Below are 24,459 nucleotides of genomic sequence, written 5' to 3' on the forward strand. Positions count from 1 at the left end.
CATGAGCATTCCAAATAATTTACGTTACTCTGAAGAACACGAATGGGTAAAAACTGAAGGTAATGAAGTTGTTATCGGTATCACTCACTTTGCACAAGGTGAGCTAGGTGATATCGTATTCGTTGAACTTCCTGAAGTAGGTGCAACAATCGAAGCTGACGAGCCATTCGGAAGCGTAGAATCTGTTAAAACAGTTTCTGAGTTATACGCACCTGTAAGCGGTAAAGTTGTAGCAGTAAACGAAGAATTAAGTGACCAACCAGAACTTGTTAACGAATCTCCATACGAGGGTGCATGGATGGTTAAAGTTGAACTTTCTGATGCAAGCCAAGTTGAGAAGTTATTAACTGCAGAAAAATATGCAGAAATGACAAACCAAGACTAATTATAGTCGACTAAAGGACAGCCTTTGTGCTGTCCTTTTTTATTTTGTGTAAAATAATGAATGTAGAATCATATACTAATTATCGTCTAGGAGAACGTTTTTTGAAAAAACTTTTTCGTTTAATCTTTATGCAGGTCTAGCCGTTTTTGTTTTTCGTTGTCTAGCTCCAGCGACTAGATTGTTCGGTGGCTTCGCTTCTTCCTACAAGTCAAAAAGCGCCTCTACGTCAGAAGCTCCATCCCCCTCACAATCTAAATGAGCCGCTTGTGCTTTTCATTGTCTAGCTCCAACTCCTAGCCCTTCATGTCTAAGAACCTTCCGCACGAGAAGACAAAAAGCGTCTTCTGTACGGAAGAACCTTAGCCAACAGGGCTAAACAGTCGGTTTCGCTTTTCTTTTGCAAAAATAAACAGGAAACAACATGAAAATAACGAATATACTATATACTAAGTTCAAGGTTGTATAGTATATGGTGATCGGGTGATGACATATGATTTATGTGGAAAAAGTCATTATTGTAGAAGGTACATCAGATAGAAGAAAGATTGAATCTATTATTCGTGAACCAGTGGAAATTGTTTGTACAAATGGTACAATTGGTTTGTCGAAAATGGATGAGCTCGTTGATCAGTTTTTTGATAAGGAAGTGTATGTGCTAGTGGATGCTGATGATGCTGGAGAAAAGTTAAGGAAACAATTTCGAAAAGAATTTCCGCAAGCCGAGCATATCTATATTGATCGCTCGTACCGAGAAGTGGCAACTGCGCCATCTACACACTTAGCAAATGTATTATGGGGAGCCGACATTGACGTTTATACAGAATATTTACGGTAAGGAATGATAGAAGTGATCGATTGGACAGGAGCCGAAGCTACAGCCCTAATAGAGAATGAAGAAAAAACAGTGTTATATGTATATACTCCAATGTGTGGAACATGCCAATTAGCAAAAAAGATGTTAACAGTCGTTGAGATGACAATTGAAGGCCTCAAAATTGGGATGTTAGATTTAAATTATGCTCCGCATTTAGCGAAAGAGTATGGGATTGAAAGTGTACCTTGTTTACTTGTTTTTGAAAATGGGACACTGATGAAGAAGATATATGCATTTCATTCGGTTGAATATTTATATACGGAATTAAAGTAGGCGGCAAAATTTTTGCCGCCTCGACATATTTCTTGGGAAATATGTCGAGATGCAGGATGGATACAGTATTTGTCGAGCGAAAATAACAGGATTGCTCTTTATTGAGAGGGAATGGTATGTAATAGAAAGTGATATGAAGGATGTGATTTAGGGTGAAATTATATTCTTTGCTTCAATCATTTGTAAATTACGCTAATGGTCAATATCATTTAGAGCCGCTTTTAAGACGAGAGGAGAAAACTGTTAATTTCCGCTTTAGAGATGAAAGTTGTTCGTTACAAATTTCAAGAGATTATATAGAGCTGCTACAAGAGGAAAGAGGAACGGAACAAATCATTTGCTTAGATGAAAAAGATATAGAGCAATTGGTGAATGGAAATGTACGATTGCAAATGTTAATGAACGATGGGCGTGTACAATATTCGGGAACGTACCAAACGATGTTATTAGTTGAATCAATGTTTCATATATGTAAACCGATGTCAGTAGGTGCTTAAAATTCTGAAGTTTCATTTTTTGCGAAAATTTCTGTTGACATGGTAAGTGTATATTGATACAATTCAAGTCATAAAATATAGACAATTTCATAAATTTCAAATCAGACGAAAATTGAATCTGATTTCTCTTATCAAGAGAGGTGGAGGGACTGTGCCCTGTGAAGCCCGGCAACCGTCAACTTATGTTGAAATGGTGCCAATTCCTGCAAAGCGAATGCTTTGAGAGATGAGAGAGAGGGATAATGTTGTTATATACGCATATAAACCTTTCTGCTTCTCTAAAGCAGAAAGGTTTTTTTATTGTTTGAATGTGGAGGACATTCAAATAATAAAAGTAATGATAACAGTGGACTACACGCATTAAAAATAAAAAATTGCGGAGTCGACCTAAACAAAAAAGGGGTGAACATCATGATTCTATTAGAGAATGTAAGGAAAATATATAAGGCGAAAAGCGGTGATGTCACTGCTGTAGATAACGCCAATTTAAAAATAGAAAAAGGCGAAATATTTGGTGTTATCGGATATAGCGGCGCTGGGAAAAGTTCTTTAATCAGATTGTTTAATCAGTTAGAGAAACCGACTTCTGGCCAAATTACAATTGCGAATCGTGTTATATCAGCAATTACAGGAAGTGAACTTCGTAAGGCAAGGCAAGAAATCGGAATGATTTTTCAGCACTTCAACTTACTTTGGTCACGAACTGTACGTGAAAATATAGAGTTTCCACTTGAAATTGCAGGTGTTGATAAAACGAAGAGAAGAAAACGTGTTGATGAATTAATTCATCTTGTTGGATTAGAAGGAAGAGGAGACGCGTACCCATCTCAGCTGAGCGGGGGACAAAAACAACGCGTTGGGATTGCAAGAGCATTAGCTAACAACCCACAAGTACTTTTATGTGATGAAGCAACGTCAGCTCTTGATCCAGAAACGACAGATCAAATTTTGGATTTACTATTAGACATTAATAAGCGCCTTGGTTTAACAATTGTACTCATTACACATGAGATGCACGTAATTCGAAAGATTTGTAATCGAGTGGCGGTAATGGAGAGAGGAAAGATTGTAGAAACGGGTCCAGTACTTGATTTATTCCGTAATCCGAAGCAAGATATTACGAAACGATTTGTACAGCAGTTAACAGATTCTGAAGATACAAATGAAACGATTGAAAGTTTAATTGAAAAATATCCAGATGGAAAAGTGATTCGTTTGCAGTTTATCGGTGAGGCTGTAGAAAGACCAGTGCTTCAACGATTGATGCAACGCAGTGATATAGAAGTTAGCATTTTGCAAGGAAATATCGCACAAACGAATAACGGTTCTTACGGTAGTTTAGTTGTTCATTTAAATGGTGAGGAAACAGCGATCCAGCAAGCAATAGAAGGAATTCATCAAGATCAAGTAGAGCTGGAGGTGATTGCACATGGATAAGTTACTCGCAAATGTTGATTGGAATCAAATGTTAGAAGCAACTGGTGAAACGTTATATATGACGGCAATCGCAGCTCTTGCGACATTTGTTTTAGGACTAATTTTAGGATTGTTACTCTTCATGACAGCGAAAGATAATTTATGGGAAAATAAATCAATTAATACGGTGATTGGAGCATTCGTAAATATATTCCGTTCTATACCGTTCATCATTTTAATTATTTTATTAATCCCATTCACAAAGATTCTTCTTGGAACAATTCTTGGAGCAAGTGCAGCACTACCGGCTTTAATTATTGGAGCGGCACCATTCTACGCGAGAATGGTTGAAATCGCACTTCGCGAAATTGATAAAGGTGTAATTGAAGCTTCAAAAGCAATGGGAGCAAAAACAAGCACAATTATTTTAAAAGTATTGATTCCAGAATCGTTACCAGCATTAGTATCTGGTATTACGGTTACGACAATTGCTTTAGTAGGCTATACAGCAATGGCGGGAGTTGTTGGTGCTGGTGGTCTTGGAACACTTGCTTACTTAGAAGGATTCCAGAGAGGGAATAACGATGTAACAATCGTTGCGACAATTTGTGTATTACTAGTTGTATTTTTAATTCAGTGGATTGGTGATAGTTTAACGACTCGAATAGATAAACGATAATAAAAAACGGGAGGATGTTTCAAATGAAAAAATTATTACTTACGGCACTTATTTCAACTTCAATTTTTGGTTTAGCTGCTTGTGGCGGGAAAGATAAAGATGAAAAGAAACTTGTTGTTGGTGCTTCTAACGTACCGCACGCTGAAATTTTAGAAAAGGCAAAACCGTTACTTGAGAAAAAAGGAATCGAGTTAGAAATTAAAAAATTCCAAGACTACGTATTACCAAATAAATCGTTAGCGGATAAGGATTTAGATGCAAACTACTTCCAGCACATTCCGTATTTAGAAAAAGAAATTAAAGATAAAAAGTATGACTTTGAAGTAGCAGGAAAAATTCATTTAGAGCCAATTGGTGTATATTCTCAAAAATATAAGAGCTTAAAAGAACTTCCGGACGGAGCAACAATCATTATGAGTAATTCTGTGGCTGACCATGGACGTGGTTTAGCAATTTTACAAAAAGAAGGCATTTTAAAAATTAAAGATGGGGTAGATCCAGTTAAAGCAACTCCAAAAGATATTGCAGATAATCCGAAAAATCTAAAATTCAAAACGGATATCGAGCCTGGTTTATTGCCACAAGTGTATAACAATAAAGAAGGCGATGCTGTTTTAATTAACTCTAACTATGCAATTGATGCAAAGTTAAATCCAGAAAAAGATGCCATTGCAATTGAAGGAAATGATTCACCGTACGCAAACATAGTAGCTGTTCGTAAAGGCGATAAAGATAAGAAAGAGATTAAAGCTCTTGTAGAAGTATTACATTCTAAAGAAATTGAAGACTTCATTAATAAAGAATATAAAGGGGCAGTTGTTCCTGTAAAAGAATAATTGCTGAAAAGGGCTGGTCTGATGCCAGCTCTTTTTCATAACTACATAACTATTGGGGAGAAGGGGACATCATATGAAAAAGATTCTATTGTCAGTTGTTACAGCGCTGTCTGTATTTACATTAGCTGCTTGCGGAGGGAAAGATGAGAATAAGCTTGTTGTTGGAGCTTCTAACGTGCCACACGCTGTTATTTTAGAAAAGGCACAGCCGATATTAGAGAAAAAGGGTATTAAATTAGAAATTAAAAAATTCCAAGATTATGTGTTGCCGAATAAAGCGTTAGCGGATAAGGAAATTGATGCGAACTACTTCCAACACATTCCTTACTTAGATAAAGAAATCCAAGAAAAAGGATATAAAATTGTAAACGCAGGAAAAATCCATTTAGAGCCAATGGGCATTTATTCTAAGAAATATAAAAGCTTAAAAGACTTACCAGATGGCGGGACAGTGATTATGAGTAATAACGTAGCGGAGCGTGGCCGTATGTTAGCATTGTTACAAAAAGGCGGCGTGATTAAACTTAAAGATGGTGTAGATGTGGTTAAGGCGACAGTAAAAGATGTAGTCGAAAATCCGAAAAACTTAAAATTTAAAACAGATGTTGAACCTGGACTTTCACCGAAGTTGTATGAAAATAATGAGGGAGATGCTTTATTCATTAATTCGAACTATGCAATTGATGCAAAATTAAATCCAACGAAGGATGCAATTGCGATTGAAGGAGCAGACTCTCCGTATGCAAACATCATTGCAGTTCGTAAAGGTGATGAGAAGAAAAAAGAAATTAAAGAGCTAGTAGAAGTGTTACATTCAAAAGAAATTCAAGATTTTATTAATAAAGAATATAAAGGTGCTGTACTTCCGGTAAGTGAATAAATATAAGGAAAGGACTGGGAAATTACCAGTCCTTTTTTCTTTATATAAATAAGAAGAAAGGTGTATCATAGAAAGATGTAAAGGAAATACTTATATACATTTGTGAAAAAACGGTTACTTTTTTTCGTCGTTTGCGATATCATTTTATTTGATATAAAATTAGAATGAGAATAAAATGAGAATATGAACGTTTTAGGAATTTTTAAAATGTATATATAGGATTAATGGAGGTATTGAGATGGCTGGTTCTACATTAACGGTTAAAGACTTACACGTATCAATTGACGGCAAAGAAATTTTAAAGGGTGTAAACCTTGAAGTAAAAGGTGGAGAAATCCACGCAATTATGGGACCTAACGGAACAGGTAAATCAACTTTATCTTCTGCAATTATGGGTCACCCAAAGTATGAAGTAACAGAAGGTAGCATCATCATTGACGGTGAAGATGTATTAGAAATGGAAGTAGACGAGCGCGCACAAGCGGGTCTATTCCTAGCAATGCAATATCCAAGTGAAATTAGCGGAGTAACAAACGCTGACTTCTTACGTTCTGCAATTAACGCACGTCGTGAAGAAGGCGATGAAATTTCTCTTATGAAATTTATCCGTACATTAGATAAAAACATGGAATTCCTAGAAATGGATCCAGAAATGGCACAACGTTACTTAAACGAAGGTTTCTCTGGTGGAGAGAAAAAGCGTAACGAAATTCTTCAATTAATGATGATTGAGCCAAAAATCGCAATCTTAGATGAAATCGACTCAGGTCTTGATATCGATGCATTAAAAGTTGTATCTAAAGGTATTAACCAAATGCGCGGCGAAGAGTTCGGTTGCCTAATGATTACGCATTACCAACGCTTATTAAACTACATCACTCCAGACTTCGTTCACGTTATGATGAACGGTCGTATCGTTAAATCTGGTGGCCCTGAGCTTGCACAACGTCTAGAAGCTGAAGGTTACGACTGGATTAAAAAAGAATTAGGTATTGAAGACGAAACAACAGAGCAAGAAGCGTAAGAGAGGAGCATAAACATGACAATCGGTACATTACCTTTCGATCAAGAAACAATCCGTCAACGCGCAAGCGAAGTAAACGAAGCTGCTTGGTTGACTGAGTTCCGCTTACAAGCTCTTGCACAAGCAACAGAACTTCCAATGCCAACGCCTGATAAAACGAAAATTGAAAAATGGGACTTTATCGGAAAAGGCGACGCTGCTAAGCAAGAGCCTGTAAGTTCTTTAACAGAGCTTCCAGAAGCAGTGAAAAACTTAATCGATGAAAATAACAGCGTATTAGTGCAACGTACTGGTACAACTGCGTTCGTTTCTTTAGCAGACGAAGCAAAAGACAAAGGTGTTATTTTCACAGATATCGTAACAGCTGCAACAGAGCATGCTGAATTACTACAAAAGTATTTAATGAAAGACGGAGTGAAAGTAGACGAGCATCGTCTAACTGCACTTCATGCTGCATTAATCAACGGCGGTGCATTCGTATATGTTCCGAAAAACGTTGTTCTTGAAACTCCACTTCAAGCTGTATTCTTAGTAGACGGCGAAGAAGCTAACGTATATAACCACGTATTATTCGTAGCTGATGCGAACAGTACTGCAACTTATGTAGAAAACTATGTTGCAAATGAAAATGCTAAAGGTATTGCAAATATCGTAGCAGAAGTAATTGTGGAACAAGGTGCACAAGTGAAATTCGGTGCGGTTGATCTATTAGCAAAAGACGTAACAACTTACGTTAACCGCCGCGGTGTTGTTGGACGCGACGGCCGCATTGATTGGGCTCTAGGCCTTATGAATGATGGAAACACAATTTCAGAGAACGTTACGAACTTAATGGGCGACGGTTCATATGCTGATACGAAAACAGTAACAATTGGCCGTGGTAACCAAACACAAAACTTTACAACTAAAGTTGTTCACTTCGGTAAACACTCTGAAGGTTGGATTTTAAAACACGGTGTACAAAAAGATAGTGCAACATCTATCTTTAATGGAATTGGTAAGATTGAACACGGTGCATCTAAATCAAATGCACAACAATCTTCTCGCGTTCTTATGCTAGACGAAAAAGCTCGCGGTGATGCGAACCCAATTCTTTTAATTGATGAAGATGATGTTATGGCAGGTCACGCAGCTTCAGTAGGCCGCGTAGATCCGTACCAATTATACTACTTGATGAGCCGTGGTATTCCAAAACGCGAAGCAGAACGTTTAGTCATCCATGGATTCTTAGCACCTGTAGTAAATGAGCTTCCAATTGAAGGAGTAAAAGCACAGCTTGTTGAGGTAATTGAAAGGAAAGTTCGCTAATGAATATTCATGAAATACGCAAACAGTTTCCAATTCTTGATCAAAAAGTGAACGGCAAACAACTTGTTTATTTCGATAGTGCAGCAACTTCTCAAAAACCAATTCAAGTCATTGAAACGTTAGAACGTTACTATAAAGAATATAATTCTAACGTGCATCGCGGTGTTCATACGCTCGGTACGAAAGCTACCGACGCGTATGAAGGTGCACGTGAGAAAGTTCGCAAGTTTATTAACGCGAAATCAATGGAAGAGATTATTTTCACGCGCGGAACGACAACTGCATTAAATACAGTAGCGGCTAGCTATGGCCTTGAAAATGTAAAAGAAGGCGATGAAATCGTTATTTCTTACATGGAACACCATAGTAACATCATTCCGTGGCAACAAGTTGCGAAGAAAACTGGCGCAACTTTGAAATACCTTCCGCTTCAACCAGACGGTACAATTTCTTTAGAAGATGTTCGTCAAACTGTTACACCGAATACAAAAATCGTTTCTATTATGCAAGTATCAAACGTACTTGGAACGATTAACCCTGTAAAAGAAATCGGAGCAATCGCACACGAAAACGGAGCAATTATGGTCGTTGATGGTGCACAAAGTACACCTCACATGAAAGTGGATGTACAAGATTTAAACTGTGATTTCTACGCATTATCTGCTCATAAGATGTGCGGACCTACAGGTATCGGCGTATTATATGGTAAGAAAGAATTGCTAAACAATATGGAGCCAATTGAATTTGGTGGTGAAATGATTGATTTCGTAGATTTACAAGAATCTACTTGGAAAGAGCTTCCGTGGAAGTTTGAAGCGGGTACACCGATTATCGGTAATGCAATCGGACTTGGTGCGGCAATTGATTTCCTAGAAGAAATCGGTCTTGATAATATTGAAAAGCATGAGCATGAATTAGCGCAATACGCTTTAGAAAGACTATCAGAAGTAGATGGCGTTACAATTTATGGTCCAAAGCATCGCGCTGGTCTTGTTACATTTAATATTGAAGACGTACATCCTCACGATGTAGCGACTGTATTAGATGTAGAAGGCATTGCAGTTCGCGCAGGACATCACTGTGCACAACCGCTTATGAAGTGGCTAAAAGCTTCTTCAACAGCACGTGCGAGCTTCTATTTATATAATACAAAAGAAGAAATTGATACATTTGTTGAATCGCTAATCAAGACAAAGGAGTATTTCACAAATGTCATTTAATAATTTAGATACGTTATATCGTCAAGTTATTATGGATCATTACAAAAATCCTCGTAACCATGGCGTGTTAGAAGATAGTGTTACCGTTAACTTGAACAATCCAACTTGCGGCGATCGTATTCAACTTACGATGAAAGTAGAAGAAGGTATTGTGCAAGAGGCGAAGTTTGAAGGCGAAGGATGTTCAATCTCAATGTCTTCAGCTTCAATGATGACACAAGCAGTAAAAGGTAAGAAAATTGAAGAGGCACTTCAGCTTTCTAAAATTTTCTCTGACATGATGCTAGGAAAAGAGTACGATGACAGCATCGATTTAGGAGATATTGAAGCATTACAAGGCGTATGCAAGTTCCCTGCACGTATTAAATGTGCAACATTAGCGTGGAAAGCGTTAGAAAAGGGCTTAAACGAAGATAAGTAATGTTAAAGGTTCCTAAAAATGAGGTTATCTAAGGAGGGACACACCAACATGGCGAAGCAACTGCCAGATATCGGCGATTACAAATATGGTTTCAAAGACAAAGACGTTTCGATTTTCCGTGCTGGACGCGGTTTAACAAAAGAGATCGTTGAAGAGATTTCACGTATGAAAGAAGAACCACAGTGGATGTTAGACTTCCGTTTAAAATCACTGGATAAGTTCTATGAAATGCCAATGCCACAATGGGGCGGCGACTTAAACGACTTAGATTTCGATGAAATTACGTACTACGTAAAACCATCTGAGAAATCTGAGAAGTCTTGGGATGAAGTACCTGATGAAATTAAAGCAACATTTGATAAATTAGGTATTCCAGAAGCTGAGCAAAAATATTTAGCTGGTGTATCTGCACAGTACGAATCTGAAGTTGTATACCACAACATGAAAGAAGACCTAGAAGCTCTAGGAATCGTCTTCAAAGATACAGATAGCGCATTAAAAGAGAACGAAGATATTTTCCGTGAGCATTTCGGAAAAGTAATTCCACCAACAGACAACAAATTCTCTGCATTAAACTCTGCAGTTTGGTCTGGTGGATCATTCATCTACGTTCCAAAAGGTATTAAAGTTGATACACCACTTCAAGCGTATTTCCGTATTAACTCTGAAAATATGGGACAATTCGAGCGTACGCTTATCATCGTAGACGAAGGCGCACACGTACACTACGTAGAAGGTTGTACAGCACCTGTTTACACTACTAACTCACTTCACAGTGCGGTAGTAGAAATCATCATTAAAAAAGATGCGTATTGCCGTTATACAACAATCCAAAACTGGGCGAACAACGTATACAACCTAGTTACAAAACGTGCGGTTTGTGAAGAAAACGCAACGATGGAATGGATTGATGGTAACATCGGTTCTAAATTAACGATGAAATACCCAGCAGTTATCTTAAAAGGCGAAGGCGCTCGTGGTTTAACATTATCAATCGCGATTGCTGGTAAAGGCCAACACCAAGATGCTGGTGCGAAAATGATTCACTTAGCACCAAACACGTCTTCAACAATCGTTTCTAAATCGATTGCGAAGCATGGTGGTAAAGTAACTTACCGTGGTATCGTACACTTCGGACCAAAAGCGAAAAACTCTCGCTCTAACATCGAGTGTGACACGTTAATCATGGATAACCAATCTACATCTGATACAATTCCTTACAACGAAATCAAAAACGATTACGTTTCACTTGAGCACGAAGCGAAAGTATCGAAAGTATCAGAAGAACAATTATTCTACCTAATGAGCCGCGGTATTTCTGAGCAAGAAGCTACAGAAATGATCGTAATGGGCTTCATCGAGCCATTCACTCGCGAACTTCCAATGGAATACGCAGTTGAAATGAACCGTCTAATCAAGTTTGAGATGGAAGGTTCTATTGGTTAATAGATAAAGTAGAAGCGCCCTGCTGTGCAGGGCGCTTTTTTGTTTTGCGGATTTGTCTTGGCTTGGGAGAGGATACCCGGGTGGGTGTTCAGCTAAATATATCAACGATTTTTCAAATATATCGATCATAAATGGGAATATATCAACGTTTCGACAAGGAATATCGATTTGTCGACAAGATAAGACAAAAGAAAATCCTCACATACCCCAAACATTTTATAAGAACAGAGAACGACTAGGTTTAAGACAAAGATACTGACAAATCCACTTGAACAACCACTCACTGAATTCTCTATTAAACTTTTTGACAAATCCACCCCTCCCTCCACTATCTGGAATTCTTTCCTGCATTAGCAAAAGTTTCTCATATGAAAAGGACAATCTTTTGCTTTTTCTCACAATGCGAGTACAATGTAAAATAGCAAGAAAAGACGAAAAGTATTTACAGGATTATTGTGTGCGCATAGCGTAAATGGCAGTAAGGAACTGAGAGGAGGTTTTTTCTCTGAATACAAATAAAGAAACAATCATCCACCTTTATCATACAAACGATATACATAGTCATTTTGAAAATTGGCCGCAAATTTCTCGGTTTGTTCTAGGGGAGAAAAAGCGAAGACAGGAAGCGGGAGAGACTGTTTTGACGGTTGATATCGGTGATCATGTGGATCGTTTTCATAGTATTTCGGAAGCGACAAATGGCCTTGGGAATACGAAGCTTTTAAATGAGGCGTTATATGATTATGTAACGATCGGAAATAATGAAGGCATTACGTTAGCGAAGGAGCATTTGAATCGTCTATATGATGATGCTGGATTTGAGGTGCTCGTTGCGAATTTATTTGAAAAAGAAGGGGTACGTCCAGCGTGGGCGAAGCCTTATAAATTACATACGACGACAGATGGGATTATCATTGCTTTTATCGGATTAACGGTAGCTTATCCAGAGTTTTATCATATGCTCGATTGGCATATTGAAGATCCGCTTATCCATTTAGAGTCTATTTTAGAAGAAGTGAAAGATGAGGCGCATATTACCGTTGTCCTATCTCACCTTGGAAAAAGTATGGATGAGTATATGGCAGAGCATTATGATATAGATGTTATTTTAGGTGCACATACGCATCATTTATTTGAGCGTGGTGTTCTACTGAACAATACTTTACTTTGCTGTTGTGAAAAGTGGGGACGTTACGTTGGCCACGTTCAGCTTACTGTGGATAAAGAGACGAAGAAGCTGTTGAAAAAAGACGGTAGAGCGATTAAGACGGAACGGTTAGGTGCTTATAGCGAGCCGTTATCCACAATTGAAATACTGCAGGAAGAAAGTAAGCATATAATGGCAGAGCCTGTCGTTCATTTAAAAGAGTCATTACCGGTTGATTGGTTTCAGGAGACGCCGTTTTCTCATATGTTAGCAAGTGCGCTGAAAACATGGTGCGATGCAGAGATTGGCATGGTGAACGCCGGTGTACTTCTTGAAGGACTAGAAGAGGGTGTTGTAACGCGCGGAGATATTCACAGAATTTGTCCACATCCAATTAATCCGTGTGCTTTGAAAGTTCCAGGAAAGATATTAAGAGAAGTTATTTTGAAAGCACGTAAACCGAACATGGAGAATCTTGAGGTGAAAGGATTCGGATTTCGGGGGAAAGTGATGGGGAAAATGATTTATGCTGGTGTAGAAGTCATTCCAGATACGATTCCTGGCAATAAAATTTTATTAGAAGATGTATTGATTAACGGCGAATCGCTGGAGTTAGACCGTATATATACGGTAGGAACAATCGATATGTTTACGTTTGGATACTTATACCCAGAGCTATCCACACTTTCTAGCAAACAATATTATATGCCAGAACTACTTAGAGATGTGTTAACGGATATGTTAATAACTCATACAACTTCCGTTAAACTATAGGCTAGTTAACTTGTAACACTCATTTTTCTCTTGTCATACAGATAAGAAAGAGAGGAGTGTGAACTATGGTTAATGTGGAGCCAATTATAATTGATAATTATACGTTTATTGCGGTTAGCGTGAAACTTCCAAAGACGAATTTGCTAGCTGTAATGAGCGATAAAGGATATATTATGTGTGGTGCATTAGATGTAGGTCTTTTAAATGAGAAATTAGGTGATCGAGGAATTATTGCTGGCCGTGCGGTTGGTGTAAGAACGATTGAACAACTTCTTGAAGCGCCACTAGAATCGGTAACGACTGGAGCTGAAGCGTTAGGCATTCCAGTAGGAACGATTGGAAAAGAAGCATTATTAAAAATGAGATAAGCATATATCGTCCCTCCTTCTTGCATAGAAATGATATAAGAAGGAGGTTTTTTTATGAGTATATTTCGCTCGAAAAACTCGCGGTTTCGAAGGGGACCTATTGCCTTTCGGTATATACTGCTTATGTCGTTTATTCTTTTTATTATATTACTTACGCAAGGGTTGTGGATTGTGAATAATAGTATTCAGCCGACCTTAATTAAATATGGGGAAGTAGAGACACATAAAATGGCGACAGCAATTATGACGAAGGCGGTAAAGGATAGAATTAATGAAGGATTCGATGTCGATTCATTAATGAAAGTACAGAATGATAAAAACGGAAAAGTATCCACAATTAATTTAAATACGAAGCAAGTAAATGAAATCGTAACGTCAACGACCACGTACATAGAAAAATATTTGCAACAAGTAGAACAAGGGAAGTTGAAGGAGCTAGGTATTTCTGAAAAAAATGGGGCGACTATGGCAGTTCCTTTTGGACGTGTAACTGATAATGCACTTCTTGGTAATATAGGACCAGATATTCCGATTCATTTCACGCCAATTGGGCATGTGAATACAGATATTAAACAAAAAATTGAGCCGCATGGAATTAATACTACAGCGATTCAAATTGTTATGGAAATGGAAGTAACATTGCAAGTAATTATTCCATTTCATACGAAAGAGATAACTGTGAAACAAAATGTTCCGATTGCGACGCGTATCGTTCAAGGGGAAGTGCCTACGTATTATGGAAGCGGAAGTGTTGCTGTACCTGATAAAAAGAAAACAGATAGTTAGTTGCATATAAAGTGAAACTCGGCTGAGCCGGGCTGTTACTGGATAAAAAATAACCGTAGCAATGCAGCTACGGTTATCTTTTTGTATTTGCTCGTTCTTTGCGTTCCCAAAGGCTTAAATGCATGTATGGATCGAAGGCCCATTCTGTATAGCCATTGTCTTTATATATGCCAAAATGTAAGTGGGGTGGGAATTTTCCGGCTGTACCAGGAGGTCCATAACCAGTGCTACCAACAAATCCAATTACTTTTCCTGGCTCAACAATTTGTCCAAGCTGTATTTCTTTTGAGAACCCGCCTAAATGAGCGTAATAATGGTAATTGTTATGAAGGTCACGAATACCAATGCGCCATCCACCAAGGCGGTTCCAGCCTTTTGTTTCAATAATGCCATAGCAAGTCGATCTTACTGGCACGCCATATCCGGCGAAAATATCGGTTCCTTCATGAATTCGTCTTCCGCCAAAACTTCTTCCAGCGCCGAAAGTACTACGGTAGCTATGGTCACTACGAATCGGAAGAGGAAAAGCATTTCCTTCTAAATTAATACGTCCATAATGTTTATAAATTTGGGCGTACTCGCTAATTAAATCAACTGTTTTTGCACGTCTATAATATTCCCAAAGCATAATTTTAATACGGTCTTCTGACGTTCCTTGTTTCCTTAAAATAGTCGCTGCGGTATGCAGAAGATCACGGTCGCTATTTGCATTTGCAAATCCATCTTTGTCACCATCTAAACCTATTCCGCCAAATAGAGAAATTGTATGGGGGAGAGTATCGTTACTATTAACAGGTCCAGCCCATATTTCTGGTTTGAAATAAAGGGAAATGATGGCATCTGGTTTTTTTGGAATATCTTTTCTTACGCTCCGTATATTTCTTTCATATTGATCCATTGCAGCTAAGTAATACCATGGAATGCCTGAAGATTGCTCGGTTTCTTTATATAGTGCCATGCGCTTTTCGTATATGCTTTGCTGATTATCTTCACCGTAAGCGATGTTTTGGTGGAGAAGAAAACAAATAGAAAGCAAAAGAGAAATTTTTCGAAGCATGAAATAGACTCCTTTCACAACATCACTCTTTTTAGTGTGGGATATACGGAGTATTTCATTATAGGGAACGATTGGAAAAAATCTTAGAATCTTCATTTGAGCAAATCGCTTTCATACGTTAGAATAGATATGTTACATTGAAAGAAGCGAACACGGTAAACTATTTCATATTGTGCGGAGTTGATAACCATGACAAAACAAACAGAATATAAGCGCAAGCCCGAATGGTTGAAAATTAAGTTAAACACGAATGAAAACTATACAGGCTTAAAGAAAATGATGCGTTCTAAGAATCTTCATACCGTTTGTGAAGAGGCAAAATGTCCGAATATTCATGAATGCTGGGCTGTAAGAAAAACAGCAACATTTATGATTTTAGGTGCGGTTTGTACACGTGCTTGTCGTTTTTGTGCGGTTAAAACAGGCTTACCAACTGAGCTTGATTTACAAGAACCAGAACGCGTAGCAGATTCAGTAGTACAAATGGGCTTAAAGCACGTTGTTATAACAGCGGTTGCACGTGATGATTTAAAGGACGGCGGAGCAGCTGTTTTTGCTGAAACAGTACGAGCACTACGTCGTAAAAACCCATTCACGTCTATCGAAGTATTACCATCTGATATGGCTGGGGTAGAAGAAAACTTAAAAATGTTAATGGATGCAAAACCAGATATTTTAAACCATAACATTGAAACAGTACGTCGATTATCTGACCGAGTTCGCGCTAGAGCAAAGTATGACCGTTCATTAGAGTTTTTACGTCGAGCAAAAGAAATGCAGCCTGATATTCCAACTAAATCGAGCATTATGGTCGGCTTAGGTGAAACAAGAGAAGATTTAATTGAAGCAATGGATGACTTACGTGCAAACAATGTGGATATTTTAACTCTTGGACAATATTTACAACCATCTAAGAAGCATTTACCAGTTATTAAATATTATCCACCAGCAGAATTTGCAGAGCTTAAAGAAATTGCACTTAGCAAAGGATTTAGCCACTGTGAAGCTGGCCCACTTGTGCGTTCTTCTTACCATGCGGACGAGCAAGTACGTTCTGCAAAAGAAAAAACAGCAGAAGCTAAATAATGAAAAAAGAGAGCTAACAATCAGCTCTCTTTTTGTTTGTACTCTAAAACGGTATTTGTACATGTTAATAAAATCTTTTTTAATTCTTCTGTGGATAATTCAATTGTAAATTCAGGTACACCAGGTGTAATTAAAATTTTATCGTACGTATAAATAGCGTTATCCACAATAATTGTTACATCGTGTGAATATCCGAAAGGAGCCACACATCCCGGCGTACAACCAGTTTTGTCTCGCAGTTCATCAGGAGAACAGAGAGATAAGCGTTCTCCTGTTAGTTCTTTCATCTCTCCCTGGTTGAGCCTTGTGCCCTCTAACGTAAAAAATACGTAATAATCTCCAGACTTTGATTTTAAAAATAAGCTTTTACTTGGAGTGCCTTGTAAGCCAAGTCTCTCGCGTACGATCCGATCCGTCTCATAATCGAGTACTGGTTCGTGTTCGAATTTTTCATAAGAAACATTTGTTTTATGTAGTAAAGCAAGTACGTCTTCGTACATATGAAATGATACCCCTTTCTATTGTTAGAACAGTCTCTTCTCGTGGCGTCAACTGAATGTTTTGGAAAGGGATATTACTTGGACGATGCTTCCCATAAGCGTGTTATGATACATTGTTCGTCGATTGTAATTTCGTAAATATCAGGATTCGTTAAAGTTCTCCATTCATTAAAGCCAATCGTATGATCAAAATGCTTTAAAATGAGCGTAAGTAAATTGCCATGTGTAACAAGTAGTGTTGTCGTATGGTTTAATTGTAAAACGTCTTGAATAAGCGATATGGCACGGTCTGTTGCTTGTTTTGTTGACTCTCCGCCTGAAAAGGCAATATCTATATTCGTAAAAGTGGATTCTAGTTTTTGCATCCAATCATCCATTGGAACGTTGCTCAATATGCGTTCAGTTAATCGTTCATCTTCTTGGATAGATAAGTTAGCTTGGAGTGCATAGGGCCGAATGGAATCGATAGCTCGGACAAATGGGCTTGAAATAATATGATCGATTTGTAGAGTATTTTCTAAGAGGAATGTAGCAAGGGTATTTGCTTGGTCTTTTCCATCGGTCGTTAATTCAGCATCACATTCCTGCCCAGTTGCTGAACAATGTCGTATTAAAATAATTTTCTTCATAATTCATCCCCATCTTTCAAGTTGACGCTATATACTTCGACAAATGTGGAAATAATTCCTTTTTATTGGAAACAGCATATGGATTTAAATATGTGGAAAAGTAATGTGGATAATAAAAAATTGAGGTGCAATGATGAAAAAAATGATATGTATCGTATTCATTATTTGTTTTCTTGCGCAATTGTCCACAACATATGCAGAATCCAACCGAAAACTAAATTATCCAAGCAATCAAAATAAGTCATTTGTGAGTGAGGATGTTTTTTATAAACAGCTAGATAAGAAAATCTATAAAGAGTACAAAAATGCAGCATATAGTGTTCGTAAAAAAATTTCATTTAAAGAAGTGGCTGATGAGGAATTTTCTTTCCTGCAAAAAACAGCTGTCGGTTGTCGAAGTAGAGTGGTGCTTCAAGATTTTTTTGTTCACCCTGATCGCCAAGTTTATTTTTTCGCTTCTTTTACTCAAAATGAAGTAGAAGCGTTTCATAAGTACATCGTTATAGATGCAGAAACAAAGAGGGAGCTGCAAGAGGGCAAAAGTTATCATCCATATAAAAAATAAACCACCAATTTTGGTGGTTTATTTTTTACTCCGGTACACTCATTAATTTCTCTTTCATTTTGCGAATAAGAACGACAGCGCCAATTGTACACAGAAGTGTAATTCCTTCGGCAACGAAGATGTTGATTGTTTTTGTTTGGTAAAGTGCCGCGAAAAAGTCTACAAATGCGTGGAATAGTATAGCGTATACTAGGAAGATGTATTTCTTCTGTTTTACTGCGTATAAAACAAGCATTGTAAAGGCGATTTGAAGCACGAGTGCCATAATTCTTTCTAAGCTACCAAGGAAGTATAAGTAGGCAGGTTGCTGAATTAACATGTCCTGTAAAATACTGAGCTCGGGTTTTTGTTCAATCAGTCGAGAGAAGCTACCATCGTTAATAGAATTAGCAAAAATTAATGCTTGTAATGCAGAAAAACCGCCAATTAAAATAGATTCAATTCCGCCGTGACCAATTCCATAAGCGAAGCCATCTTTATATTCTAGATATTTTTTTAGTAAGAAGAAGAAGGCAACGAAGCGTCCTAATTCTTCAAAAATACCAGCAGTCAATCCGCCATAAATTGCGAAGACAAACGGATTTTCTAAAAATGGAGCGATTGTTGGATTACCGCGCATAAATAGGTGGAATGGTGTTTCAAGAATTTGGGTGAATCCGATAAAGATAAGAACACCAACGCCGACTACTTTCCAATTAATATTATATTTTTTACGGAAATAAACGAGTACGATAATTGGGACCAGAATCGAGACAATGAGTTGAAAAATGATGCTGGCAATTACAGTATTTGAAACCATACTTTCACCGCTTTCTAATATATGTACATATCTATTATGCATGAAATAGAGGAGAGATGAAACTTTTAGAAAGAAAATGAATTTACTTATTGACTCTAACGTTGCGTCATACTTTATCGTATGTACTAAGGGGGAGATACAAATGACAATGAGAGTAAAAGAAGTAGCTGATTTAGTTGGAATTAGTGTGCGCACACTGCATCATTACGATGAAATTGGGTTGTTAACCCCAGACGAGACGACAGAGTCTGGATATCGTCTGTATTCCAATGAGAATTTAGAGACATTGCAGCAAATTTTGTTTTTTAAAGAACTAGGCTTCCCTTTGAAAAAAATTAAAGAGATTATCATGAGTCCATCATTTGATCGCGAAGAGGCACTACAGCTTCATAAGAAAATGCTTCTTGAAAAGCGTGCCAGATTAGATAAGGTGATTGCGACGATTGATAAAACAATTCAGCATACAAAAGGAGAGATTGAAATGACGAACAAAGAGAAGTTTGAAGGATTCGATTTCAGCCATAACCCATATGAAGAAGAAGCACGTGAAAAATGGGGAAACGCAGCTGTAGATAAAGCGAACGAATATGCAAAAGGTATGTCAAAAGAGAACCAAGAGGAGTTTAATGCTATTTATAGAAATTTAGCAACGCTTAGACACGATGCACCAGATTCTAAAGAGGCGCAGGCAGCTATCAAAGTATGGTACGATTACTTGCAAAACTTTAGTCACTATTCATTAGACGCTTTTAAGGGACTCGGTCAAATGTACGTCGCTGATGAGCGCTTCACGAAAAATATCGATAAGTTTGGCGAGGGGTTAGCGCAGTTTATGTGTGATGCGATGGAGATTTATGCGGATCGTAATAAAAAATAAAAAGTAAAACAGGTGGAGGTTCTCTCCACCTGTTTTACTTTTTAATCATATTATTTAAAGTCTGATCCCCCGTATTGTTCAAATGAGGATTTTTACTCATTTCACGTTTTAGCATATCGAGGCTTTGCGTATATTCTGTATCATTTAATGCGCCAGATTGAAGACCTTGAATTTGGGAAATCAACTTTTGGTCTGTTGATACATATGCTTTATAATAGCGAGGGGCGATGGACAAAGCAGCTCTATATACTTGATCCGCTACGAGTTTTGGATCGGTTGTGTTTGCACGATATACAACGAACACTTCATCATCGGTAACGAGTGTAGCAGCGTTTGTAACGTCAGGAAGTTTGACTGTCATGCTTGTAATCATTTCAGCGACTTTCTCGCGATTAATGGCCCCTACTTGTTTGTTAGATACTTCATGCTTTTGTTTAGAAGAATAACCGACTCTTGTGAGTCTTGTATTTGTATTTTCCGTATGATACATGTCGTTTTTATTGGAAACAAGAACACGGCTTCCTTCTTCACGTTCCATTTCAGCTTTGTTCGCTGATTGGCAGCCTGCAAATAAGGAAAGAGTGAGAAGGGAAAGTAAAATTTGTTTTTTCACGATGTATCACCTCCTTCTCCATAGCATGTACTAATTTGCAATTTTTTGTATTTGAAATTGTTGGTTGTTATGCTTTGTGATACGATAAAAAGAAGAATGCTTAGAGAGGAAGTTAATGATGGAGCAAAAGCAAGAGCAAGAGATTCATGCTACGGTGAGCATTAATAATGTTCAGTACGAAGTAATTAAAAACTTTCGTGACGGTTTTAGTGAAGAAGCATTTAAAGAGCGCTATGCAGAAATTTTAAATAAATATGATTATATCGTTGGAGACTGGGGATATGAGCAACTTAGACTGCGAGGATTCTTTGATGATAGTAACCAACGTGCGACATATGATACGAAAATTAGTACGTTAACGGAGTATTTATACGAGTACTGTAACTTCGGTTGTGCACACTTCGTATTACGAAAAGTGAAGAAATAAAAAAATCCTCTTACAATTGTAAGAGGATTTTTTTACATATTCTCGCTTATAAACAAATCGAGATATGATCGCCTTCAGAAAGTATTGTATTTGGCTTCATTTGTTGTCCGTTCAATTGAATATCCCCATTTTTAATTTTATCTACAATGAGTGTACGGCTCCAGTCAGAAATATATGTGGATAAGGCTTTATCAATGCGGTGGGAACCGAAAATGAGGTCTAATACGATCGTGATTTCAGCTACTCCACTTTCTTTATGTTGCGTAATAGAAATAGTAGTACTTGTTTCCGTTTGATCTTGCTGAGTCATATCGATCGTTTCAACGTGATCAGTAAATGATTTATAAATACGCAGTTTTTGATTCCACGTATGATCTTTCGGACATTTATAAATGGCAAAGCGGTATATATTTTTTCCATTGGCGTTATGCCTACGAATATTCGTATCAGTAAATAGGGTAGTACGTCCGCAATTTTTACAATATTTTTCGATTGTGTGTTGCTGATTTTCATATAAACTCCAAGAAAGTTGTACTTTCTGCATTTTCCTTCACCTCTTATAGTAGTGGCAAAGAAACGTAATACAGCTATTTGGATGTCTTGTAGTATGAAGGCATGAGAAAAAGACAAAAATAAAAGGAGGTTCCCCAAAGAGGAACCTTCGTAAACATCATACTACAGATGCAATACGTTCCTTTGTAATGGGAATGGGCAGACTACTCCCTTGAAAAAGCACGGTGCTTTTTTGAGAGTAATGCTATCCAATTGCTGGTCCATTACAAAGTAGTTGTTGGCATACGTAGATAACGTCCTTTCTATCCAAATAGATTTATTTTTAATTATAACATAAAAGATTGAAAATTCGAAACTCTTATAACGGAAAAACACCAGCTAAAATAGCTGGTGCATACGATAAATTATATAAGTTCAAATAAAAATGAGCGTAATTCTTCTGCAATTTCTTCAGTCATAGAAAATGCGTGCTCTAAGTAGCCTGGTTCGTTTAAATCGTCAGCACCGATAATTGCAAATTTATTACTTTGCATATCAAGTACAATTGTTTTACCGTAATGACGATCGGAGTATAAAAGCGCTAAATCATGACGCTCATTTTCTCCCATAAAGCTAACGAAACGAGTTTTTGTAGCGACAGTGTCGTCGTACAGAAAGAAACGTTCTTCCATACACATGGCTCCTTTATTAAATATCTAAGTTTAAGTGTGGTTTATGATCTAAATGGTGATGCGTTTTAATGAATCGTACTGTTCTTGTTTTGTAACGCATTACGATAGAGTATGTTTCAGCTAAATCGCCGCCAAGGAATTTAACACCGTCTAATAACTCACCAGCAGATACACCAGTTGCTGAGAAGATTGCATCATCCCCAGATACTAAGTCATCTAACATAAGAAGTTGACGAGGGTCTTCTAATCCCATTTCACGACAACGAGCTTCTTCTTCTTCGTTCATTGGAACTAAGCGAGCTTGCATTTCACCTTCAAGGCACTTTAATGCTGCTGCAGAAATAACACCTTCTGGAGCTCCGCCAATACCTACGAATAAGTCGATACCCGTTCCAGGTAGTGCTGTTGCGATTGACGCACCAACATCACCGTCACCAAATAATTTTACGCGTGCACCTTTTGCACGAACACGGTCAATAATATCTTGATGACGTTCACGTTCTTGAACGATAACCGTTAGGTCACGAATCTTTTTATTGTTAGCTTCTGCTACAATTTCAATTGTTTTTTCAATTGGATCATCTAAGCTAATTTTACCAGCTGCTTTTGGACCAACCGCGATTTTTTCCATGTACATATCAGGAGCATGAAGAAGGTTCCCTTTGTCTGCGATTGCAATAACTGCCATTGCATTTGCAAGACCTTTTGCAACGATGTTTGTACCTTCTAATGGATCAACGGCGATGTCTACTTCCGGACCGTTACCTGTTCCTAGTTCTTCACCAATATACAACATCGGTGCTTCATCAAGTTCTCCTTCACCAATTACAACTGTACCTGCCATGTTTACTGAATCGAACATATCACGCATTGCTGTAGTTGCTGCATCATCTGCTTCATTTTTCTTTCCGCGGCCCATCCACTGTGCGGATGCTAAGGCTGCTGCTTCTGTTACACGGACAATTTCTAGTGCGAGTTCACGTTCCAAGATTCCATTCCTCCAATTTCAAAAATCATACAAATATAACTATAACAAATAACGGAGAAAAGGTGAATTCGAAAAATTGTCGATTTTTTCAGAAGAAAGCGTTACAATTAAAATGTAAATGCTTTAATTTCCAGGTAGGTGACATTCATGTATTTTGTAGACAGAAAGAAAATAGAACAAATGCTAGTATGTTTAGAACGAGCAACAAGTACATTTCAAGAGAAAAAGATATATGAAACCGAGTTTGAATTTTACGCATTAGAGCGCATAGCCCATCTTATTATTGATACTGTATTAGATGTAGGAAATGCGATGATCGATGGATTTATTATGCGCGATCCAGGAAGCTATGAAGATATTATTGATATTTTAATGGACGAGCGAGTGATAAGTGAAGAAGATGGCCAAGGGATGAAAGAAATTATCCTTCTTCGAAAAATGCTTACGCAAGATTATATTCAAATGAATCATGATGAATTATATAAGACGATTCAAAAACATATTGCAGTGGTGGAAAAGTACCCAGCAAATATTCGCAGTTATTTAGAAAAGGAATTAGGACCTGTATCTGCATTTGTACCAGAATAATTATGCTTATAAGATCCCCAGAGAATACCTTTTGGGGATCTTATATTGTATGTGAGAAAGAAAAGGGAGAAGGGTGAAGTATGGGGGAAGCACGTACTACGAAAGACGAGATTGTACAATTGTTGAAAGTAAAGGGAGAGCACACAGTAGCTGAACTAGCTGACGTTTTAGAGATTACAGAAATGGCAATCAGAAGACATTTAAGTAATCTTGAGAAAGACGGACTCATTTATTCTAAGATGGTAAGGCAACATGTCGGAAGACCAACTTATTTGTATGGATTAAGTGAAAAGGGAGAAGATACATTCCCGAAAGAGTATAAGCAATTTGCGATTGATATGCTAGAAGATTTAGCTCGAATGGGCGATGAAAAAATACTTCGTTACGTTTTAAAAGAGAGAACGAAGCGAATGGAAGAACAGTTGCAAAAGAGAGTAAGTAATCAAAAGAATTTAGCATATAAAGTGCAAGAGATAGCAGCTATGCAAGAGAAAAATGGTTATATGGTTCAAATAAAGAGAGATGGAGAGAACTCTTTCGTAATTGAAAAACAAAACTGTCCGTTAAAAGAAATTGCAGAGAGATTCCCGCAAGTATGTGAAGATGAAAAAGAGATGTATAAGCGTTTATTTACGAACGCAGATGTGAAAACGCTAGCAAACATGTGCGAGGGCGATTGTAGTTGTTCTTACCAAATAAAAGAGAAAAAATGAACGTTATGGGGCGCTTTAAGGTAAAGCGTTTTTTTCTTTGGAAAAAGCGGGTAATATAAGAGTGGTATGATAGGTGAGAACGTTAGCATAGAAGGAGAG

Annotated in this window: 30 protein-coding genes and 1 riboswitch; of the genes, 22 read left to right on the plus strand and 8 right to left on the minus strand. The window is 37.6% G+C overall.

Annotated elements, in window-relative coordinates:
• Position 1 precedes the first annotated feature (1 nt).
• The 16 genes from gcvH to yunB all read left to right on the plus strand — a co-directional run bounded on the left by gcvH (position 2) and on the right by yunB (position 14,334).
• A complete protein-coding gene (gcvH, locus tag ACQRBL_RS25250; protein ID WP_000026896.1) occupies positions 2–385 on the plus strand; it encodes a glycine cleavage system protein GcvH in 384 nt (127 codons plus the stop codon).
• 490 nt (positions 386–875) lie between these two features.
• Entirely contained in the window at positions 876–1,220 is a 345-nt protein-coding gene (locus ACQRBL_RS25255) for a toprim domain-containing protein (RefSeq protein WP_000640870.1), read from the plus strand.
• A gap of 3 nt (positions 1,221–1,223) precedes the next feature.
• Positions 1,224–1,532, plus strand: a complete 309-nt coding sequence (locus ACQRBL_RS25260) for a thioredoxin family protein (protein WP_002025020.1) — start codon at positions 1,224–1,226, stop codon at positions 1,530–1,532.
• A gap of 152 nt (positions 1,533–1,684) precedes the next feature.
• The gene (locus ACQRBL_RS25265; RefSeq protein WP_000781229.1) at positions 1,685–2,029 is read left to right on the plus strand and encodes a hypothetical protein; all 345 of its coding nucleotides are present in this window, start codon (positions 1,685–1,687) and stop codon (positions 2,027–2,029) included.
• A 125-nt stretch (positions 2,030–2,154) separates the two neighbouring features.
• Positions 2,155–2,262: riboswitch (SAM riboswitch) on the plus strand.
• Positions 2,263–2,440: 178 nt separating this feature from the next.
• Positions 2,441–3,466, plus strand: a complete 1,026-nt coding sequence (locus ACQRBL_RS25270) for a methionine ABC transporter ATP-binding protein (RefSeq protein WP_411996041.1) — start codon at positions 2,441–2,443, stop codon at positions 3,464–3,466.
• Positions 3,459–4,124 carry a methionine ABC transporter permease gene (locus ACQRBL_RS25275; RefSeq protein ID WP_000359401.1) on the plus strand — a complete coding sequence of 222 codons (666 nt, stop codon included), beginning with the start codon at positions 3,459–3,461 and terminating at the stop codon, positions 4,122–4,124. The genes ACQRBL_RS25270 and ACQRBL_RS25275 overlap by 8 nt, the downstream gene beginning before the upstream one ends.
• A gap of 23 nt (positions 4,125–4,147) precedes the next feature.
• A complete protein-coding gene (gene metQ / locus ACQRBL_RS25280) occupies positions 4,148–4,960 on the plus strand; it encodes a methionine ABC transporter substrate-binding lipoprotein MetQ (protein WP_000735081.1) in 813 nt (270 codons plus the stop codon).
• Positions 4,961–5,033: 73 nt separating this feature from the next.
• Positions 5,034–5,840: a methionine ABC transporter substrate-binding lipoprotein MetQ gene (gene metQ, locus ACQRBL_RS25285; RefSeq protein WP_000722397.1), complete on the plus strand. Its 807-nt coding sequence runs from the start codon at positions 5,034–5,036 to the stop codon at positions 5,838–5,840.
• Between the two features lie 238 nt (positions 5,841–6,078).
• Positions 6,079–6,864: a Fe-S cluster assembly ATPase SufC gene (gene sufC, locus ACQRBL_RS25290; protein WP_000929163.1), complete on the plus strand. Its 786-nt coding sequence runs from the start codon at positions 6,079–6,081 to the stop codon at positions 6,862–6,864.
• Between the two features lie 15 nt (positions 6,865–6,879).
• Positions 6,880–8,172 (plus strand): Fe-S cluster assembly protein SufD, encoded by a 1,293-nt coding sequence (gene sufD, locus ACQRBL_RS25295; RefSeq protein ID WP_000152173.1) that lies wholly within the window; start codon positions 6,880–6,882, stop codon positions 8,170–8,172.
• The gene (sufS, locus tag ACQRBL_RS25300; RefSeq protein WP_001020767.1) at positions 8,172–9,392 is read left to right on the plus strand and encodes a cysteine desulfurase SufS; all 1,221 of its coding nucleotides are present in this window, start codon (positions 8,172–8,174) and stop codon (positions 9,390–9,392) included. Before sufD ends, sufS begins: the two co-directional genes overlap by 1 nt.
• A complete protein-coding gene (sufU, locus tag ACQRBL_RS25305) occupies positions 9,382–9,813 on the plus strand; it encodes a Fe-S cluster assembly sulfur transfer protein SufU (protein ID WP_000009523.1) in 432 nt (143 codons plus the stop codon). The genes sufS and sufU overlap by 11 nt, the downstream gene beginning before the upstream one ends.
• 48 nt (positions 9,814–9,861) lie before the next feature.
• The gene (sufB, locus tag ACQRBL_RS25310; protein WP_001118824.1) at positions 9,862–11,259 is read left to right on the plus strand and encodes a Fe-S cluster assembly protein SufB; all 1,398 of its coding nucleotides are present in this window, start codon (positions 9,862–9,864) and stop codon (positions 11,257–11,259) included.
• A gap of 529 nt (positions 11,260–11,788) precedes the next feature.
• A complete protein-coding gene (locus tag ACQRBL_RS25315) occupies positions 11,789–13,180 on the plus strand; it encodes a bifunctional metallophosphatase/5'-nucleotidase (RefSeq protein WP_097920019.1) in 1,392 nt (463 codons plus the stop codon).
• A 65-nt stretch (positions 13,181–13,245) separates the two neighbouring features.
• Positions 13,246–13,548 (plus strand): YunC family protein, encoded by a 303-nt coding sequence (locus ACQRBL_RS25320; RefSeq protein ID WP_000248467.1) that lies wholly within the window; start codon positions 13,246–13,248, stop codon positions 13,546–13,548.
• Between the two features lie 54 nt (positions 13,549–13,602).
• Positions 13,603–14,334, plus strand: coding sequence for a sporulation protein YunB (gene yunB, locus ACQRBL_RS25325; protein WP_063537942.1), 732 nt, complete (start codon positions 13,603–13,605; stop codon positions 14,332–14,334).
• Between the two features lie 73 nt (positions 14,335–14,407).
• Here the strand turns inward: yunB and ACQRBL_RS25330 are convergent, their stop codons facing one another.
• Positions 14,408–15,391, minus strand: a complete 984-nt coding sequence (locus ACQRBL_RS25330; protein WP_000944681.1) for a M23 family metallopeptidase — start codon at positions 15,389–15,391, stop codon at positions 14,408–14,410.
• 189 nt (positions 15,392–15,580) lie between these two features.
• On the opposite strand from ACQRBL_RS25330, the gene lipA reads away from it, so the two are divergent.
• The gene (gene lipA / locus ACQRBL_RS25335) at positions 15,581–16,477 is read left to right on the plus strand and encodes a lipoyl synthase (RefSeq protein WP_411996042.1); all 897 of its coding nucleotides are present in this window, start codon (positions 15,581–15,583) and stop codon (positions 16,475–16,477) included.
• 20 nt (positions 16,478–16,497) lie between these two features.
• On the opposite strand, the gene ACQRBL_RS25340 is transcribed toward lipA, so the two are convergent.
• Both ACQRBL_RS25340 and ACQRBL_RS25345 read right to left on the minus strand, forming a co-directional pair.
• A complete protein-coding gene (locus ACQRBL_RS25340) occupies positions 16,498–16,977 on the minus strand; it encodes a YbaK/EbsC family protein (protein WP_411996043.1) in 480 nt (159 codons plus the stop codon).
• Positions 16,978–17,051: 74 nt separating this feature from the next.
• Positions 17,052–17,606 (minus strand): histidine phosphatase family protein, encoded by a 555-nt coding sequence (locus tag ACQRBL_RS25345; protein ID WP_000720575.1) that lies wholly within the window; start codon positions 17,604–17,606, stop codon positions 17,052–17,054.
• A gap of 133 nt (positions 17,607–17,739) precedes the next feature.
• Here ACQRBL_RS25345 and ACQRBL_RS25350 point away from each other — a divergent pair, with 133 nt between their 5' ends.
• On the plus strand, positions 17,740–18,171 hold the full coding sequence (locus ACQRBL_RS25350; protein ID WP_023523343.1) for a hypothetical protein: 432 nt from the start codon (positions 17,740–17,742) through the stop codon (positions 18,169–18,171).
• A gap of 25 nt (positions 18,172–18,196) precedes the next feature.
• Here ACQRBL_RS25350 and ACQRBL_RS25355 read toward each other — a convergent pair whose 3' ends face one another.
• Positions 18,197–19,012 carry a YhfC family intramembrane metalloprotease gene (locus ACQRBL_RS25355; protein ID WP_002094186.1) on the minus strand — a complete coding sequence of 272 codons (816 nt, stop codon included), beginning with the start codon at positions 19,010–19,012 and terminating at the stop codon, positions 18,197–18,199.
• A gap of 100 nt (positions 19,013–19,112) precedes the next feature.
• Between ACQRBL_RS25355 and ACQRBL_RS25360 the strand changes: the two genes are divergently transcribed.
• Positions 19,113–19,847 carry a MerR family transcriptional regulator gene (locus ACQRBL_RS25360; RefSeq protein ID WP_098376892.1) on the plus strand — a complete coding sequence of 245 codons (735 nt, stop codon included), beginning with the start codon at positions 19,113–19,115 and terminating at the stop codon, positions 19,845–19,847.
• A gap of 34 nt (positions 19,848–19,881) precedes the next feature.
• On the opposite strand, the gene ACQRBL_RS25365 is transcribed toward ACQRBL_RS25360, so the two are convergent.
• On the minus strand, positions 19,882–20,460 hold the full coding sequence (locus ACQRBL_RS25365) for a YhcN/YlaJ family sporulation lipoprotein (protein WP_411996044.1): 579 nt from the start codon (positions 20,458–20,460) through the stop codon (positions 19,882–19,884).
• A gap of 115 nt (positions 20,461–20,575) precedes the next feature.
• Here ACQRBL_RS25365 and ACQRBL_RS25370 point away from each other — a divergent pair, with 115 nt between their 5' ends.
• Positions 20,576–20,887 carry a YutD family protein gene (locus ACQRBL_RS25370; RefSeq protein WP_000970508.1) on the plus strand — a complete coding sequence of 104 codons (312 nt, stop codon included), beginning with the start codon at positions 20,576–20,578 and terminating at the stop codon, positions 20,885–20,887.
• 46 nt (positions 20,888–20,933) lie between these two features.
• Here ACQRBL_RS25370 and ACQRBL_RS25375 read toward each other — a convergent pair whose 3' ends face one another.
• The 3 genes from ACQRBL_RS25375 to glpX form a co-directional block, all read right to left on the minus strand.
• Complete coding sequence (locus ACQRBL_RS25375; protein WP_098376891.1) at positions 20,934–21,431, minus strand: cytoplasmic protein; 498 nt, start codon at positions 21,429–21,431, stop codon at positions 20,934–20,936.
• Positions 21,432–21,804: 373 nt separating this feature from the next.
• Positions 21,805–22,071, minus strand: coding sequence for a DUF3055 domain-containing protein (locus ACQRBL_RS25380; RefSeq protein ID WP_000392611.1), 267 nt, complete (start codon positions 22,069–22,071; stop codon positions 21,805–21,807).
• A 16-nt stretch (positions 22,072–22,087) separates the two neighbouring features.
• On the minus strand, positions 22,088–23,059 hold the full coding sequence (glpX, locus tag ACQRBL_RS25385; protein ID WP_000439090.1) for a class II fructose-bisphosphatase: 972 nt from the start codon (positions 23,057–23,059) through the stop codon (positions 22,088–22,090).
• Positions 23,060–23,206: 147 nt separating this feature from the next.
• On the opposite strand from glpX, the gene ACQRBL_RS25390 reads away from it, so the two are divergent.
• Both ACQRBL_RS25390 and ACQRBL_RS25395 read left to right on the plus strand, forming a co-directional pair.
• The gene (locus ACQRBL_RS25390) at positions 23,207–23,647 is read left to right on the plus strand and encodes a DUF86 domain-containing protein (protein WP_000274010.1); all 441 of its coding nucleotides are present in this window, start codon (positions 23,207–23,209) and stop codon (positions 23,645–23,647) included.
• Between the two features lie 80 nt (positions 23,648–23,727).
• Positions 23,728–24,360 (plus strand): helix-turn-helix transcriptional regulator, encoded by a 633-nt coding sequence (locus ACQRBL_RS25395; RefSeq protein WP_000503347.1) that lies wholly within the window; start codon positions 23,728–23,730, stop codon positions 24,358–24,360.
• Positions 24,361–24,459 lie beyond the last annotated feature (99 nt).

The organism is Bacillus sp. AF62, assembly GCF_050312695.1.
In the GTDB taxonomy this organism is placed as follows: domain Bacteria; phylum Bacillota; class Bacilli; order Bacillales; family Bacillaceae_G; genus Bacillus_A; species Bacillus_A cereus.